Raw genomic sequence first — 16,138 nt, 5'->3', positions numbered from 1 at the left:
CAAGGCGACCGCCCAGGTGACGATGGCGGCGATCGCCTTCAACATGCGCCGATGGGCCGCTATCGCGGGATAGGTGCGCCTGAGTTCCGCCCATACAGGGTCGGACGACCGCCTGAAACCCCAAACAAGACGTCAAATCCCCGCAAACAAGCGAACAACCGCCGCAACCCCGCCGCCGCAAGCTTTTGCTCATGACTGCGCAACAGGTCCACAAGGGAGAAGGAAAGAGGTGTCGCTACAACAACCCCGCCTGCTCGGCCTCTCGGCGCAGATTCTGCCGTGGCCTTGGGCCGATCTGCTGGATGACCAGTCCGGCCGCCAGCGAGCCGAGATCACCGCACTGCTTCAGGCCGCGGCCTTGCGTGTAGCCGTAGAGGAAGCCGGCGGCGTAGAGGTCGCCGGCGCCTGTCGTGTCGACCAGCTCGCGGATCCTGGTCGCCTCGATGGTGACGGTCTCGTCGCGGCGCACGATGACCGAGCCCTTTTCCGAACGGGTGACAATGGCGATCTTGCAGTCCCTGCGGATCTGCGCCAGCGCCTCGTCGAAGGACGCGGTCTGGTAGAGCGACTTGATCTCGTGGCTGTTGGCAAAGACGATATCCACGGTGCCGGAGCGCATCAGGTCGAGGAATTCGTCGCGGTAACGGTCGACGCAGAACGAGTCCGACAATGTCATCGATACTTCGCGCCCGGCGGCATGGGCGAACTTCGCCGTCTGCCGGAACGCTTCCTTGGCGCGCGGCGGGTCCCACAGATAGCCCTCGAAATAGGTGACGGCGGCGCCCGACGCCTTGTCGGCCTCAACATCCTCCGGGCCGAGCTCGACGCAGGCGCCGAGATAGGTGTTCATCGAGCGCTCGCCGTCCGGCGTGACGAAGATCATCGAGCGCGCCGTCGGCGGTTCGCCATCGAGCGGTTTTGTGTCGAAGGCGACGCCCTGGGCATGCATGTCATGCGCGTAGATTTTGCCGAGCGCGTCGTTGGAGACCTTGCCGAAGAAAGCGGCGCGACCGCCGAAGGAGGCGACGCCCGCCGCCGTGTTGCCGGCGCTGCCGCCCGAGGCTTCAATGGCCGGGCCCATGCGGCTGTAGAGCAGTTCGGCGCGCCTCGTGTCGATCAAATTCATCGCGCCCTTGATGATGCCGTTGGTCTCCAGGAACGCCTCATCGCACTGGGCGATGATGTCGACGATGGCATTTCCGATACAAAGCACGTCATAGTCCGGCATCAATTCATGTCTCCGCCAAAAACCCACCGGCTTTCTGCCATGCCGGGCGCGGGCGGGTCTAGCGGTTTGATGCGGCTTTGCCTAGTCGACAATGCGACGATCCGACGAATGTCAGCATAGCCACCATCGTTGGATGGCGGCCGAAGCATTTCTCGCGTGCCTGGCTTACAAGCATGGCTGAGATGAGCGATGCCCAGAGGTCCCCGCCGGCCATGTCTATGAAAACCGACACGAGGATCGAGCTGGTGCTGCTCGTCGTGTTGGCAGTGCTCTGGGGTGCATCCTACAGCTTCATCAAGATCGGCGTTGCGACGATCCCGCCGGTGACGCTGATCGCCGCGCGAACCCTGATCGCGGGTGGCATCCTGCTTGCCCTGATCCGCTGGCGCGGGCTGACCTTGCCGGGTGATGCCACAAGCTGGCGCCGGTTTGCATTCCAGGCATGCCTCAACAGCGTCGTGCCGTTCACGCTGATCGCTTGGGCCGAGCGCTCGCTGGATGCCGGGCTGGCCACGATCCTGAATGCGACCTCGCCGATCTTTACCTTCTTGCTGACCGCCCTCATCACCCGCCACGAACCGTCGACCATGCGCAAGCTGTTTGGCGTCGCGGCGGGAATAGCCGGAATATGCCTCGTTGTCGGCGCCCCGGCGCTTGGCGGCCTCGGACAGCAATTGTTACCGCAACTTGCCGTGATCGCGGCGACGATCTGCTATGCCGGCGCGGCCGTTTTCGGCCGCGGCTTCAGGGGGCTCGACCCGATGGTGCCGGCCGCCGGTTCGATGCTCTGCGGCGCCGCGATGCTGATCCCCTTGAGCCTTGCGTTCGACCAGCCATGGACCTTGGCGCCGTCGACAGCTTCGATCCTTGCGCTGCTCGGGCTTTCGGTGTTTTCAACCGCGCTGGCCTTTTGCATCTATTTCCGTCTCCTCCACACGCTGGGCTCCGTCGGCACCACCTCGCAAGCCTATCTGCGGGTGCCGATCGGCGTTGCTATCGGAGCCGTGTTCCTTGGCGAAAGCCTTGGTCCGAGCGCGTGGTGGGGAATGGCCCTGGTCGTCGTCGGCGTGGCGGCGATGACCATTCCCCAGGCAAAGGTCGCGCGCTAGGGCGCTTGCAGCCTACGCTGTCTCCGCCTATTCGGAGATATCAGCCACGGGCATGTTTGACATGGAATTGGAAACGCCGTGATCCTCGACGCCGCCCGCGCCGCCTTGAGCCGGCTGTTCTCGCCCGAATTCCGTTCCGTGTTCGTGAAGACGCTGGGGCTGACCTTGCTGACGCTGGCGGCACTTTGGTTCGGGATCAAGGGCCTGTTCGACTGGCTGGCCTGGCCATGGATCGATGCATGGCTGCCCAGCCTGCCCTCCTGGGCCGGATGGCTGGGCGCCGTCGTCGCCGGCATCGGCCTTGCGCTGGGCTTGGCGCTGCTCATCGCGCCGGTGACGGCGATCATCGCTGGCCTGTTCCTCGACGACGTCGCCGAAGTCGTCGAGCGCACCGACTATCCCAACGATCCGCCCGGCCGCGCAGTGCCGGCGCTGCGCTCGCTGGTGCTGGCGATCAGGTTCTTCGGCGTCGTCATCCTCGGCAACATCGTCGCCCTGCTGCTTCTGCTGGTGCCAGGCATCAATATCGCCGCCTTCTTCGTCGTCAACGGTTATCTGCTCGGGCGCGAGTTCTTCGAGTTCGCCGCCATGCGTTTTCGCCCGGAGGCCGAGGCCAAGGCGCTGCGCAGGAAGCACGCGGTCACCGTGTTCCTGGCCGGGCTGGTTGTCGTCGCCTTCCTCGCCGTGCCGCTGCTCAACCTTCTGACGCCGCTGTTCGCCGCCGCCATGATGGTGCACCTGCACAAGGCGATCTCGGCGCGGGATGATGCTTAGCGCAGCAGAAAGCCGCGCCCCAGTTCGTCGTCGTCCTCGACAATGAATTCGGCCCGCCCTGAGTAGTAAGCGCGGCCGCCGACGCGGGCGATGATGGCGTCATGCGGCCCGGCTTTGGCCGTGCGCACGACCGCGCCGGAAAAGCGCGAGCCGGCGATGCTCTCGAACAGCCGTGTCCGGCCAATCTCGATCTGGCCCTTGGCGTGCATGGCCGCCAGCCGCGCGGTGACGCCCGAGCCGGTCGGCGAACGGTCGACCTCGGCTTCGGCGAAAACGCAGATGTTTTTGGTCGGCGTATCGGAGATCGCATCCTGTCCGTCGGTCAGGATGGTGCCGTAGAGAAAGGCGAGATCGGCATGGTCGGGATGCGACAGCGGCAATTCGGCCTTGAGCTTATTGGTCAGCGCCGTCGCTGCATCGACGAAATCGCGCACCCGGTTCCTGCCGAATTCCAGCCCGAACTGGCGGCAGTCGGCCAGCGCATAGAAGGCGCCGCCATAGGCGATGTCGAAGCCGACTGCGCCGTAGCCCGGCAGCTCGATCCGCTGGTCGCGGGCAAACAGAAACGCCGGCACGCTTTCGAATGACACCGCACCGGCCTTGCCATCCCTTACCTCGACCGCAGCCGAAATCAGCCCGCATGGCGCCTCGATATTGACCGTCGTCATCGGCTCGCGTGGCGCCACCAGCCGCTCGTCGACGGCATAGCGGCCGAGCGCGACGATGGCGTGGCCGCACATCGTCGAATAGCCTTCATTGTGCATGAACAGCACCGCGAGGTCGGCGCCCGGCAGGTCAGGCTCCACCAGCAGCGCGCCATACATGTCGTAATGGCCGCGCGGCTCGAACATCAGGATCTTTCTGAGATGATCGAGATGGTCGCGCACATAGGCACGCCTTTCGAGAATCGTGCCCTTGGGAATGTCGGGGTAGCCGCCGGTGACGATCCGCAGTGGCTCGCCGCCGGTGTGCATGTCGACGACGGTGAGCGTCATTCGCCGGGGCCTACCTAGGCTGAAGATTTGGCAAACAGCGCCTGCAGCTTGCCGAATGGCATGGCGGCGCGGGTGAAGCCGAACGTGCCGTCCTGCTGGATCTCGCGCGCCGCGGTCTCCAGCATGCCGAAGGCGAAATTGGTGAGCCATGGGCCGAGCGAGACGCGCTTTACCCCCGCCATGGCCAGGTCGGCGATGGTGAAGCCAGGCCGGGCCATGACGTTGACCGGCCTGGTCAGCGCCGAGCAGACGGTCCGCACCGTCTCGATGTCGCTCAGCCCTGGTGCATAGAGCACGTCGGCGCCGGCTTTCTCGAACGCCTGCAGCCTCTTGATCGTATCGTCGAGGTCGGGCTTGCCCCACAGGAAATTCTCGGCCCGCGCGGTGAAGACGAAATCGCGTTTCAGCGCCCGTGCCGCTTCCGCCGCCGCCGCGACGCGCTCGACCGCATGCGAAAAATCATAGATCGGCTTGTCGGGCTCGCCGGTATGGTCCTCGATCGAGCAGCCGGCGAGGCCAGCCGCCTCGGCGGCGAAGATCGTCTCGCCGGCACTTGTCGCGCTGTCGCCCTTGCCCTTTTCGAGATCCGCCGAAACCGGCAGCCCGGTCGCCGCCGACACTTCACGGCAATGGTGGATCATCGCCTCGAACGTCACCGCGCCATCGGGCAGGCCGCGCGAAAAGGCAAAACCGGCGCTGGTCGTCGCCAGCGCCTTGAAGCCGAACGAGGCCAAAAGCTTGGTCGTGCCGACGTCCCAGGAATTGGCCATCACGAAGATCGAGGCATGCAGGTCGCGAAAAATCTTGCCCTTATCCATGGATGCTCCCCTCCAGTGCAGAATGTGAGGCAAATTCTAGCCCGGCGGAACGCGCCGGGCAAACAAATGCGGTTGGCTCAGAAGCGTTTGGCGTTCTCTTCTGCCAATCGGTCCAGCGCGTCGGAATCCTTGACGTAGTGCGAAGCGTTTTTGTCCCAATGATAGGTGACGGAAATGTTGCGCGAAGACGCCGCTGGCGGCTGCTGGCCGTCGCAGCTTTCTTCGCCCGGTACCGTCGCGTCGGTCACCGTAACCTTGATGGCTGCATAGGGCTGGCCGTCAGCAATCGCCTGGAACGCCGCATTCTGCGTCCTTCGGTTGGTGCAGAGGTTTTCGTCGAACGTATAGATCATGTCGATCAGCTCGAACCTCTCGCTGCGGACCATGATCAGCGGCGTGATCCCATAGCCCTGACTCGAATTGAAATGCGTGCTCATGCTGATGATGGCGTCGTCACCAGGCCCGATCGGCAGCTTGCCCGGATCGCGAAGATAGGTGATGCGGTCGACAGCGACATTGACCGCGTCGAGCAGGGCCGGCTTGCCGGTGATGTCGTAGAGTGCCAGCACCGCATAGCCCTCGGCACTGTCAGGCGAGTCGCCGAGGTCGAACAGCATGGTCAGCCGCTCCTTGCCGCCGGCCTTGATGCCGAGCACGCCGGCGTTGGAAAGACCCGACGTCGCCGGCGGCGAGCCGTCGTAGTCCGGACCAGCGATGTGGCGCATCTCGATCGGCATCGAACCCCGGAAAAAGCCGTCCTTGTCCGCGGCCAGATCGGGAATGACCATCCTGGCGAGATCGAGATAGGTGACATCGCCGTGGCCAGGGACGGCGCTGCCGAGCTCCGGCAAGCTGACGGCCTCCGCTCTGCCCGTCCAAAGACAAGGCAGCAGCAGGCAGGCAAAGATGAAACGAAGCAGGGAGAAGGTCATGCGCGCGCTCGTTATGTCGGGCGCGCGCAAGCTAGAGCATTTTGCGGCCAAGGGGAAACACCTGGCGTTGCCTCACTATGTTGGCTTGGCTTCGGTCGCCAGGGTCTGCTGGAAAACCGGCACCAGGTGATCCATGGCGGCTGCGAGCCACGCGCCGAGTTCGTCGGGCAGAGTGTCGTGGATCCAGACCAGGCGGCTCCGGCCCTCGCCCTCGGCAAAGACCTGCATGGAAGTGTTATCGTGGGTGACCTCGTCGCCGAGCCATCCCCACACGATCCGCCGGCTCTGCTCGTCGCGAGCGATGAGCCGCTCTCGCACAATCTTGCCGTCGGCGAACATAAGGGCCCGCACGTCGCCCTCCTCCACCCGGCAGTCGACGAAAACGCCTGGGGCTATCCGTTGGGCGCCCGCCGGCGAAGTCGCCGACTGTCGCCCATACGCTTTCCGGTGGAGCATCTACGATGATTTCCCTGACTATCGAAGCCATGTTTCGCCTTCCTTCGTTAGCAGGTAGACCTGTGTCTACATGTGTAGATATACAGACCTGTCTGCTATACAGTCAAGGCATGTCCACAGCCCGAATCAACGATCGCCCCGAAAGCCTTGCGCGCCGCCGCATCCTCGATACGGCGACCGCGCTGTTTTGTCTGGAGGGGGTCCGTGCAGTCGGCATCGACCGCATTATCGCCGAAGCCGGCGTTGCCAAGGCGACGTTCTATCATCACTTCGCGGCCAAGGACGACCTCGTCCGCGCCTACATCGAGGAGCTCAGCAAGGGAGGACGGGCGGCCATCGCGAGACTTGGCCGGCGGCCACCTCGCCAGATGATCCTTGCCATATTCGATCTCATCGCCGATGCGGCGGATCAGCCGGGCTACCGCGGCTGCCCGTTCCAGAATGCCGCTGCCGAATACCCCGATCCCAGCAGCCCGGTTCGCCAGGCGATCGATAAGCATCGTCACTGGAAGTGGGGCATCCTAAGGGATCTGCTGATCGCGGACGCAAATTCCCATCCGGACCGCACCGCGGACGCGCTAACGGTGGCGGCGGACGGACTCCTTGTCGTCAGTCATCTCGACAGGCCGGCCAATCTGCGCAGTCTTACACGCGACACGGTCGACCGAGTACTTGGAGCGTCACGCCCGGTCTGAGATCGAGCGCGTACAGCCTGCGCAAAGGCGATTAGTGGATCGGCACCAGCCCGGCCAGTTCACGCATGTCGTCGAACAGGATGCCGCCGGCTTCGCTCAGTCCGTCGCGGTCGGAAAGCGGGTCGCCGTGGTAGGAATAGACGCGCATGCCGGCGGCGATGCCGGCTGCCGTCCCGGCGACGCTGTCCTCGATGACGATGCAATCGGCGGGCGCGAAGCCCATCGTCGCTGCCGCATGCAGGAAGAGGTCGGGGAACGGCTTGCCACGCGAGACCATGGTCGAGCTGAACAGCGCATGCTCGAACAGCGGCAGCAGCCCGGTCAGACCGAGTGTGATGTGCATTTTCGATACCCGTGCCGACGAGGCGACGCAGGTGGCGATGCCGGCGGCGTGCACGGTTTCGATGAACTCGCGAACGTAGGGGATGGCCTCGACGCCATGCGCGAACAGGTCCGGCAGGCCGGCGTTCCAGCGCTCGACAAAATCGGCGCCGAGGCTGACGCCGGTCGCCTCGACTTCCTTCTGCACCGAGACCATGCTGCGGCCGGAGAAATTCTTGCGGCAATATTCGAAGCTGGCCGGAAAGCCTGCCGCGCTCAACCATTCGGCGAGGCGCCGGTTGGCCAGGTTCTCGGTGTCGACCAGAACCCCGTCGCAATCGAAGATGACGAGCTTGGGGATCTTCATTTCGCCGCGCTCATCAGGCCGTGCCGGTCGATCCGAAGCCACCGGAGCCGCGCGTTGTGCCGCCGGCCAATGTGCGCTCCTCGACGGTCGCCTGCGTCACCGGGGCGAAGACGATCTGGGCAATCCGCATGCCGCGCGTTACCGCGAAATCCTCGTCGCCGAGATTGATCAGCAGCACCTTGACCTCGCCGCGATAGTCGCTGTCGATGGTGCCGGGCGTGTTGAGGCAGGTGAGCCCGTGCTTGAAGGCGAGGCCCGAACGCGGCCGGACCTGGCCTTCGACGCCCTCGGGAATTTCCAGGACCAGGCCGGTCGGCACCAGTGCGCGCTTTCCCGGCAGGATCAAGAGCGGCCTGTCGTCCGGGACGGCGGCGCGCAGGTCCATGCCGGCGGCGCCCGAGCTCTCATAGGCGGGAAGCGGCAATCCCTCCCCATGCGGCAGCCTGACGAAGCCGACAGCCGGACCGATGACGGAGGTGGGATAAAGTGCTGCGCGCATAAGGCTGATCCTATCGTCGCGAACGCCGGTCCAGTCAACTCGGCGACAATGCTATCAACGGCTTTCTTTCAGCGCAGTTCCGCCTCAGCGCAGTTCCATCGGAACGATCGTGGTCTCCTTGATCTCTTCCATGACGAACGAGGCCGAAACGTCCGACAACGCCACCTTGGCGATCAACCGCTGATAGAGCCGGTCATAGGCTTTGACGTCGGCGACACGGGCGCGCAAGACATAGTCGAGATCGCCGGACATGCGGTAGGCGCCGGTGATCTCGGCAAAGCCGGTCACCGCCGCCCGGAATTTTTGCAGCCAGTCGGGATCGTGATTCGAGGTGCGGATCAGGATGAACACGGAAAGGCCGAGCCCGAGCTTGTCGGCGTCGACCAGCGCCACGCGGCCGGTGATGACGCCGTCTTCCTCCAGCCGCTTGACCCGGCGCCAGCAGGCATTGCGCGACAGCGATATTCTTGCCGAGAGCTGGTCGACGGACAGCGTGCCGTCGCGCTGCAGCTCGGCCAGCAATCTCCGGTCTATTTCGTCGATTTCCGGCGTCATGTGGGATGTTTGTCCCAAAATTCAGCCTTTCACAAGGACAATTTGGGACCGATGAACCGAACACCCATGCCAGGATATTCATCGTCGGCTCTTCATGCTGGCAGGAGGGACCGACATGACCGCACGGCTCGCAAGACTTTTCACCTCTCACCCGGCTGCGGTCGGCGAGAGTTATTTCGGCCATATGGCTTTCGCCGCATGGTTCTCGTCGCGATTGTTCATGGCGGCTTTTGCCGCGCTCATTCATGCTTTCTTGCCGTTTCTGTTCGAGACCACGGCAAGCGGCATCATCCGTGAGCTCTACGAGCGGACGCATAACAGGGGACGTTAGGCGCTATGTGCCGGTGGGCCGCCTATCTCGGCGAAGCCGTCTTTCTCGAAGACATCGTCACGGCGCCCTGCCACTCGCTGATCGCCCAGAGCCACTGCGCCCAGGAAGCCAAATCGCCGACCAATGGCGATGGTTTTGGCTTGGCCTGGTATGGCGACCGACCGGAGCCCGGCCTCTATCGCGACATCCTGCCGGCCTGGTCGGACCCCAATCTGAAAAGCCTGTGCCGGCAGATCAAGTCAGGCCTGTTCCTCGCCCATATCCGGGCTTCGACCGGTGGCGCCACCAGCCGCATGAACTGTCATCCGTTCATTTCGGGCCGCTGGTCGTTCATGCACAATGGCCAGATCGGCGGCTTCGAAAAGATCCGTCGCGCGCTGGAGAATTCGCTCTCCGACGCCGCCTTCGACCAGCGTGAGGGCGCCACGGATTCGGAACTGTTCTTTCTGATGATGACCGAAGAGGACCTGGCAGGTGATCCGCAGGGCGCCGTATCGCGCGCCACCAGCCGCGTCATCGACGCCTCGCGCCGCGGCGGCTTCGAGCCGGCGCTGAAATTGACGGCGGCTTTTTCCGACGGACAATCGCTTTACGCGGTGCGCTATACGAGCGACGGCCACGCGCCGACGCTCTACACGTCCGCCTTCCGCAATGGCGGAGGCCGTTGCGTCGTGTCGGAACCCTTCGACCGCGACGGCAGCGACTGGCAGGCGATTCCGCCCTCGAGCTTCGTCACCATCGGCAGAGACGGCATGAGCATTCGTCCGTTTGTGCCCGCCGCGGCAAAGCTGGCGCTGGCCGTGTAGATTCCTCGCTACGCGTCGCAGGACAGCGCCGATTGCAGCAGGCAGCGCAATTCCGATCAAGCACCGCCTGTCCTCGAATGCTGAACTCGGCTTGAAGACGCGCCGTTGCCCGCCATTTGGTGAGGCTGACGCCGCTGGCAAGCCGGAGTATTGGTCATGGACCTCGCCTTTTCCTCCGCCACAGAATTGGTTGCCGCCATTCGTGACCGCAAGATTTCCGCTGTGGAAGCGCTGGACGCGCATCTGGCGCAGATCGACAGGCACAATGAGGCGGTCAATGCCGTCGTAACCCTCGATCGGGAAGGTGCGCGGCAGCGCGCCGGCAAGGCCGACGAAGCGCAGGCGCGCGGCGAAGCCCTTGGGCCGCTGCACGGCGTGCCGTTCACACTGAAGGACACGCACGAAACCGCGGGCATGAGAACCACTGTCGGCTTCCCGGCCTTCGCCGACTATGCCGCGAGGGCAGACAGTCCAGTCGTTGCACGGCTGAAGGCGGCAGGCGGCATATTGGTGGGCAAGACGAACGTGGCGACAATGCTTAGTGACTGGCAGTCGAGCAATCCGCTGTTCGGCCGTACCGGCAATCCTTGGGACCTCCAGCGCACCGCCGGCGGCTCCAGTGGCGGTGCGGCGGCGGCGCTCAGCGCTGGAATGACGCCGTTCGAGGTCGGCACCGACATGCAGGATTCGATCCGGCTGCCCGCTGCCTTTTGCGGCGTCTACGGCCTCAAGCCGACCGAGCACCGCGTCTCGCTCGCCGGCGCCTTCCCCGATCCAGGCGGCGCGCCGCGCAGCGTCCGGCGGATCTCCGCCTCGGACCGATGGCGCGCAGCGTCGAAGACCTGGTACTGATCTACCGCCTCATTGCCGGGCCGGATGGAAGCGACACCGACCTTGCGCCGGTACCGGTCGAAAGCATGCCGGAGTTGGATCTCAGGAATTTGCGCATCGCCATCGCGCCGTCCTTTCCGGGCTTTCCGGTGGTCGGCGAGATCAGCGCGGTGGTCGAAAGTCTGGCAAAAGAGCTTCAGGCCGCGGGCGCCATCGTCGAGGAAGCCAAATTGCCGGAGCTCGACCTGCACGACGACCTGGAGCAGGGCGGCGTCCTGATCGGCATGATGCTGGAGGCGGCGCAGCCCGAACCACCGGAGAAGCCGACGCCGGTCTCGCGCTGGTTCGAGGCGCTCGCCCGCCGCGACCGCTCCATCCTGGCGTGGGATCGGTTCTTCGACGGTTGCGACGCCTTGCTGTGCCCGGTCGCAATGGTCACCGCCTTCCCGCATTGCGAGCCGGGAACGCCGATCGAGGTCGACGATAGCGAGCAAAGCTACTGGATGCTGCCGGCCTATGGCGCGGTGTTCAACTACAGCGGCCATCCCGCACTGTCGCTGCCCCGCGGACAGGACAGCAATGGCCTGCCCATCGGACTACAGCTTGTTGGCAAACGCTGGTCGGAGTCGCGCCTGCTCGGGATCGCCAGGGCAATCGAGCCGCTGGCCGGCGGCTTTCGCCGCCCGCCCGGTTATTGAGTAAACCGCGCCAGCCCGTAGGGATCAAGCAGCGGATCGCGATCGCCGTCGAGGATCTCGCGGGCGGCGAACAGGCCGACGGCCGGTGCCAGCGTGATGCCGGAATGCATAACGGCGACGTAGACGCCGCCCCCGCCTTCGGCGCGGCCGATGATCGGAAAGCCGTCGACCGGCGTCGGCCGGTAGCCAATGGTGTGGAAATCGAGTTCCAGCCCATCTGCGCCGCGCAGCATGGCCTTCATCGCCGCAAACAGGTCGCGGGCGGTCGCCGCGGCATCCATGCCGGGATCGGCGCCGCCGAAATCCGAGCCGGCGATGATGCGGCCTTCCGCGGTCTGGCGCATATGCAGTCGGTCGCCGATCACCAGGCCGTTGAGCAGCTTTTGGTAGGGGCGCGAATGCACGATCAGGCCGGGCGGTGTCCCGATCGGCAGTTCTATCCCGGCTGTTGCCGCTAGTGCCGGAGAGCCGGCTCCGGCCGCGATCACCACCTCGTCGGCAACAATCCGCCCGGCGGATGTGTCGACACCGGAGACCTGGCCGTTGGCCCGCACAAGCGCGGTCGCGGTAACTCCTGTCAGCAGCCGCGCGCCGCGCCGTTCGACGTCGGCCAGCAGTGCTTGCGTGGCGGCGACCGGCTCGGCGACACCTTCCTCGGCGACATAAAGGGCGAAATCGGGAAGTTCGGTCAGATTGGGCTCGATGCGCGCAGCTCCGGCACGGTCGACACGCTCGATGCCGTAGCCCCAGGCGGAGTGCTCGGCCGCATAGGCCTCAAGTTCGGGACGTGGCAGGTCCCAGCACAGGCCGCCGCACCATTGCAACGGGATGCCGGGCACCTCGTTCGCCAGTCGCGTCCATTCGGCCATCGACCGAATGCGCAGCCGGAAATAGGGCTCCGGATTGCCCCAGCTGGCATTGATCCAGGCAAAGGAATTCGGCGTCGCGACGCCGCCGGCGCCGCTGCCGGCAATGACCGTCACCTTTGCTCCGGCCTTGGTCAGGTGCCAAGCGATGGAGGCGCCCATGATGCCGGCGCCGGTGACAATCACTTCTTTCGCCTCTGTCATGCTTCACTCCTCGTTCCAACGCCACCACCGCGATGCCATTGCCCGTGGGTTCTGCCAAGAGCGCGCGGTATCAAATATGCTTCTTGACTTTAATACGTACGTACGTATTGTATCGATATGGCCAGACATTCACTTCGCGAAAAACTTCTCGACGCCGGTTTCAAAACCATCTGGAATTCCGGCTATTCGTCCGCCGGCGTACGCGACATCGTCGCCGCGGCCGATGCCCGCCCGGGGTCCTTCACCAATCATTTTGCCTCCAAGGAGGCGTTCACCGGCGAGGTGCTGGACCGCTATTTCGCCTATGTGAGCGGCTTGGTGGAGCAGGCCCTCGCCCGAGACGGCACGCCCCCGGTCGGGCGCTTGCGCCGCTATCTCGAAATCATCACGTCGAAGCTGGAGGCGCATGATTGGGCACGGGGCTGCATGATCGGCAATCTCAGCCTCGAGACGGCGGCTCACAGTGAGGCGCTGAGGCTGCAACTCGTCGCCATTTTCGAACGCTGGCGTAAGCCCTTTGCCGAATGCATCGCCGAAGGCCAGGCGGCCGGCGATATCACCGACGCGTTCGATGCCGAGGATCTCGCCGATTTCCTTTTGAGTTCCTGGCAAGGCGCGATGCTGCGCATGAAGGTGGAGCGCAGTCCCGAGCCGCTCGAGCGTTTCAAGAATATCGTCTTCAAAACAGTCTTCGCAAAAAGGAGCTGATCCGATGAACCCGAAACTCGAAAAGCAGCAATCCCGCACAATGTTGCCGCGCTCGCAAGTCGCGGTACTCGATTCCACCATCTCCTATGTCGAGGCAGGCACGGCTGGCCCGACGGTAATCTTCCTGCACGGCAACCCGACGTCATCCTACGTCTGGCGCGACATCATCCCGCATGTGGCGCCGTTCGGCCGCTGCATCGCACCCGACCTGATCGGCTATGGCCAGTCCGGCAAGCCGGACATCGACTATCGCTTCTTCGACCACGTCCGGTATCTCGATGCTTTCCTTGAGGCGCTTGGCGTCGCCGACATGGTGGTCGTCGCGCAGGACTGGGGCACCGCACTCGCCTTCCATCTCGCGGCCCGGCGGCCGCAGCGGATCCTCGGACTCGCCTTCATGGAATTCATCCGCCCCTTCGAGAGCTGGGACGATTTCCACCAGCGTCCGCAGGCGCGCGAATTGTTCAAGGCAATGCGCACGCCTGGCGTCGGTGAGAAGCTTGTCTTGGAAGACAACGTCTTCGTCGAAAGGGTGCTGCCGGCCGCTGTGCTGCGCACGATGAGCGATGAGGAAATGGCCGCCTACCGGGCGCCCTTCCCGACACCGCAATCGCGCAAGCCGGTCCTGCGGCTGCCGCGCGACCTGCCGATCGAAGGCCAGCCTGCCGATGTCACCGCCATCAGTGAGCACGACCATTGGGCGCTCCGGGCTTCCTCCTACCCGAAGCTGCTTTTCTCAGGCGATCCCGGCGCCCTCGTCTCGCCGCAGGCGGCCCGGGAATTCGCGGCTGGGCTGAAGAATTGCCGCCTGATCGATCTCGGACCCGGCGCGCATTATCTGCAGGAGGACCATGCCGACAAGATCGGCACCGCAATTGCCGAGTGGATTCCCGAGATAGCCACTGAGAGCCGTGCGACCGAACCGGCCTGACGCCGGAGCATGGCCACTGCCAGCGGAGAGGTCGACAGCTCTGCACTCCGCTGCTAGAAGCCCGGCCTCACACGGAAATCCTGAAAAATGTCCGAAATGATTACAGAAGCGGTATCGCGCCGCCGCACTTTCGCGATCATCGCGCACCCCGACGCCGGCAAGACCACGCTCACCGAAAAGTTGCTTTTGTTCGGCGGCGCGATCCAGCTTGCCGGCGAGGTCAAGGCCAAGAAGGACCGTATCCAGACCCGCTCCGACTGGATGAAGATCGAGCGCGAGCGCGGCATTTCGGTGGTCACCTCGGTGATGACGTTCGAATATGAGGACACTGTCTTCAACCTGCTCGACACGCCAGGCCACGAGGATTTCGCCGACGACACCTATCGCACGCTGTCGGCGGTCGACAGTGCGGTCATGGTCATCGACGCCGCCAAGGGCATCGAGCCGCGCACGCTGAAACTGTTCGAGGTCTGTCGGCTGCGCGACATCCCGATCATCACCTTCGTCAACAAGATGGACCGCGAAAGCCGCGACCCGTTCGATATCCTCGACGAGATCGAGCAGAAGTTGGCGCTGGACACAGCACCGATCACCTGGCCGATCGGCCGCGGCAAGACCTTTTCCGGCACCTACCATCTGGCGCTGAACGCGGTGCGCAAGGGCGACGCCGAAAAGGAGCGCACGCCGGTCCACGGCCCCGATTCCAACCGCGTTGCCGGCCTGCTGCCGGAGAACGAGCGCGAGGCTTTCATCGAAGAGCTGGAGCTGGCGCGCGAAGCCTGCCGCCCGCTCGACCTCGATGCCTTCCGCGAGGGCCATCTGACGCCGGTCTATTTCGGCTCGGCGCTGCGCAATTACGGCGTGCGCGACCTGATCGAGGCGCTCGGCGCCTATGGGCCGCCGCCGCGTGCGCAGGAGGCCGACAGCCGCAAGGTCGAGGCGACCGAGGACAAGATGACGTCCTTCGTCTTCAAGATCCAGGCCAATATGGACCCCAACCACCGCGACCGCATCGCCTTCGTCCGGGTCTGCTCCGGCAAGCTCGAGCGCGGCATGAAGGCCAAGCTGGTGCGCACGGGCAAGCCGATGAGCCTGTCGGCGCCGCAATTCTTCTTCGCCCGCACCCGCGTCACCGCCGACGAGGCGTTTGCCGGCGATGTCGTCGGCATCCCCAACCACGGCACGCTGCGCATCGGCGACACGCTGACCGAGGGCGAGGAGATCCTGTTTCGCGGCGTGCCGAATTTCGCGCCTGAAATCCTGCGCCGCGTTCGCCTCGGCGACGCGATGAAAGCCAAGAAACTCAAGGAGGCGCTGCATCAGATGGCCGAGGAAGGCGTCGTGCAATTGTTCTCGCCGGAGGACGGCTCGCCGGCCATCGTCGGTGTCGTCGGCGCCCTGCAGCTCGACGTGCTAAAGGAGCGGCTGAACTTCGAATACACGCTGCCGGTCGATTTCGAGATGTCGCGCTTTTCCGTCTGCCGCTGGATATCGGCCGACGACAGGGCCGAACTCCAGCGCTTCATCGAAGCGCATCGCGGCGACATCGCCCGCGACCTCGACAATGATCCAGTGTTCCTCGCCCAGCACGCCTTCTCGCTAAACTACGAAGCCGAACGCTGGAAGGCGATCCGCTTCGCGGCGGTGAAGGATTACCAGGTCCGCGACAGAGCGGCTTGATGCGGCGCTTTCCTTCTCCCCTTGCGGGAGAAGGTGTCGCCGAAGGCGACGGATGAGGGGTGTTCCAGGAAACACCAACGTCTCATTCCGTCCAACACCCCTCAACCGTCTCGGCGCCTTGCGCCGATCCACCTTCTCCCCTTACAGGGCAGGGGAATCGCATATGGCGATTTTGGGGTTGAGTTTAGGCTGAGAAAGGATTCTTTGGAGAGGCAGTTGAGCGAAGGAGCGACTGCCATTTCCTGCCTCGAGAGCTACTTTGGCGCGGTGCCTGATCCACGCGCGCCCAACGCCACGCACCGGCTTGGCGACCTGATCGTGATGATGATCGCAG

The 16,138-nt window shown here is 64.4% G+C and carries 18 protein-coding genes and 1 pseudogene; 10 read left to right on the top strand and 9 right to left on the bottom strand.

Annotation, left to right across the window (positions count from 1 at the left end):
• Positions 1–235: 235 nt before the first annotated feature.
• Positions 236–1,228 (bottom strand): adenosine kinase, encoded by a 993-nt coding sequence (locus NKH29_RS31735; protein ID WP_352484921.1) that lies wholly within the window; start codon positions 1,226–1,228, stop codon positions 236–238.
• Between the two features lie 218 nt (positions 1,229–1,446).
• On the opposite strand from NKH29_RS31735, the gene NKH29_RS31730 reads away from it, so the two are divergent.
• Complete coding sequence (locus tag NKH29_RS31730; RefSeq protein WP_502895895.1) at positions 1,447–2,337, top strand: DMT family transporter; 891 nt, start codon at positions 1,447–1,449, stop codon at positions 2,335–2,337.
• Between the two features lie 78 nt (positions 2,338–2,415).
• Positions 2,416–3,111 (top strand): sulfate transporter family protein, encoded by a 696-nt coding sequence (locus tag NKH29_RS31725; protein WP_353001335.1) that lies wholly within the window; start codon positions 2,416–2,418, stop codon positions 3,109–3,111.
• On the opposite strand, the gene NKH29_RS31720 is transcribed toward NKH29_RS31725, so the two are convergent.
• The 4 genes from NKH29_RS31720 to NKH29_RS31705 form a co-directional block, all read right to left on the bottom strand.
• Positions 3,108–4,106 carry a proline racemase family protein gene (locus NKH29_RS31720; protein ID WP_352484926.1) on the bottom strand — a complete coding sequence of 333 codons (999 nt, stop codon included), beginning with the start codon at positions 4,104–4,106 and terminating at the stop codon, positions 3,108–3,110. The two genes, NKH29_RS31725 and NKH29_RS31720, sit on opposite strands and share 4 nt — an antisense overlap.
• A 14-nt stretch (positions 4,107–4,120) precedes the next feature.
• A complete protein-coding gene (locus tag NKH29_RS31715; protein ID WP_352484928.1) occupies positions 4,121–4,924 on the bottom strand; it encodes an isocitrate lyase/PEP mutase family protein in 804 nt (267 codons plus the stop codon).
• 77 nt (positions 4,925–5,001) lie between these two features.
• Positions 5,002–5,856, bottom strand: coding sequence for a hypothetical protein (locus tag NKH29_RS31710; RefSeq protein WP_352791987.1), 855 nt, complete (start codon positions 5,854–5,856; stop codon positions 5,002–5,004).
• Positions 5,857–5,931: 75 nt separating this feature from the next.
• Positions 5,932–6,195 (bottom strand): SRPBCC family protein, encoded by a 264-nt coding sequence (locus tag NKH29_RS31705; RefSeq protein ID WP_353001334.1) that lies wholly within the window; start codon positions 6,193–6,195, stop codon positions 5,932–5,934.
• A 227-nt stretch (positions 6,196–6,422) separates the two neighbouring features.
• Here NKH29_RS31705 and NKH29_RS31700 point away from each other — a divergent pair, with 227 nt between their 5' ends.
• Entirely contained in the window at positions 6,423–7,007 is a 585-nt protein-coding gene (locus NKH29_RS31700; protein ID WP_353001333.1) for a TetR/AcrR family transcriptional regulator, read from the top strand.
• 31 nt (positions 7,008–7,038) lie between these two features.
• Here NKH29_RS31700 and NKH29_RS31695 read toward each other — a convergent pair whose 3' ends face one another.
• From NKH29_RS31695 to NKH29_RS31685, 3 genes are all read right to left on the bottom strand, one after another.
• A complete protein-coding gene (locus tag NKH29_RS31695) occupies positions 7,039–7,695 on the bottom strand; it encodes an HAD family hydrolase (protein ID WP_023717929.1) in 657 nt (218 codons plus the stop codon).
• A 13-nt stretch (positions 7,696–7,708) separates the two neighbouring features.
• Positions 7,709–8,194, bottom strand: coding sequence for a dUTP diphosphatase (gene dut / locus NKH29_RS31690; protein ID WP_023717930.1), 486 nt, complete (start codon positions 8,192–8,194; stop codon positions 7,709–7,711).
• A gap of 84 nt (positions 8,195–8,278) precedes the next feature.
• The gene (locus NKH29_RS31685) at positions 8,279–8,749 is read right to left on the bottom strand and encodes an Lrp/AsnC family transcriptional regulator (RefSeq protein ID WP_023717931.1); all 471 of its coding nucleotides are present in this window, start codon (positions 8,747–8,749) and stop codon (positions 8,279–8,281) included.
• A gap of 115 nt (positions 8,750–8,864) precedes the next feature.
• Between NKH29_RS31685 and NKH29_RS31680 the strand changes: the two genes are divergently transcribed.
• The 4 genes and pseudogenes from NKH29_RS31680 (at position 8,865) to NKH29_RS31665 (ending at position 11,415) form a co-directional block, all read left to right on the top strand.
• Positions 8,865–9,080, top strand: a complete 216-nt coding sequence (locus NKH29_RS31680) for a DUF6356 family protein (RefSeq protein ID WP_023717932.1) — start codon at positions 8,865–8,867, stop codon at positions 9,078–9,080.
• Between the two features lie 5 nt (positions 9,081–9,085).
• A complete protein-coding gene (locus NKH29_RS31675; protein ID WP_352484936.1) occupies positions 9,086–9,886 on the top strand; it encodes a class II glutamine amidotransferase in 801 nt (266 codons plus the stop codon).
• Between the two features lie 156 nt (positions 9,887–10,042).
• Positions 10,043–10,905: pseudogene (locus NKH29_RS31670) on the top strand (amidase); the annotation flags it as partial.
• A gap of 96 nt (positions 10,906–11,001) precedes the next feature.
• On the top strand, positions 11,002–11,415 hold the full coding sequence (locus NKH29_RS31665) for an amidase family protein (RefSeq protein WP_353001336.1): 414 nt from the start codon (positions 11,002–11,004) through the stop codon (positions 11,413–11,415).
• On the opposite strand, the gene NKH29_RS31660 is transcribed toward NKH29_RS31665, so the two are convergent.
• Positions 11,409–12,485 (bottom strand): NAD(P)/FAD-dependent oxidoreductase, encoded by a 1,077-nt coding sequence (locus tag NKH29_RS31660; RefSeq protein ID WP_352484938.1) that lies wholly within the window; start codon positions 12,483–12,485, stop codon positions 11,409–11,411. The genes NKH29_RS31665 and NKH29_RS31660 overlap by 7 nt on opposite strands.
• A gap of 117 nt (positions 12,486–12,602) precedes the next feature.
• On the opposite strand from NKH29_RS31660, the gene NKH29_RS31655 reads away from it, so the two are divergent.
• The 3 genes from NKH29_RS31655 (at position 12,603) to NKH29_RS31645 (ending at position 15,804) form a co-directional block, all read left to right on the top strand.
• A complete protein-coding gene (locus NKH29_RS31655; protein ID WP_352484939.1) occupies positions 12,603–13,193 on the top strand; it encodes a TetR/AcrR family transcriptional regulator in 591 nt (196 codons plus the stop codon).
• A 4-nt stretch (positions 13,194–13,197) separates the two neighbouring features.
• Positions 13,198–14,124, top strand: coding sequence for a haloalkane dehalogenase (locus NKH29_RS31650; protein ID WP_352484940.1), 927 nt, complete (start codon positions 13,198–13,200; stop codon positions 14,122–14,124).
• An 87-nt stretch (positions 14,125–14,211) separates the two neighbouring features.
• Positions 14,212–15,804, top strand: a complete 1,593-nt coding sequence (locus NKH29_RS31645; protein WP_352484942.1) for a peptide chain release factor 3 — start codon at positions 14,212–14,214, stop codon at positions 15,802–15,804.
• Positions 15,805–16,138: the final 334 nt, after the last annotated feature.

The sequence above is a fragment of the Mesorhizobium sp. M1295 genome (assembly GCF_040318135.1).
Classification (GTDB): domain Bacteria; phylum Pseudomonadota; class Alphaproteobacteria; order Rhizobiales; family Rhizobiaceae; genus Mesorhizobium.
This window is presented reverse-complemented; position numbering and strand designations above follow the sequence as displayed.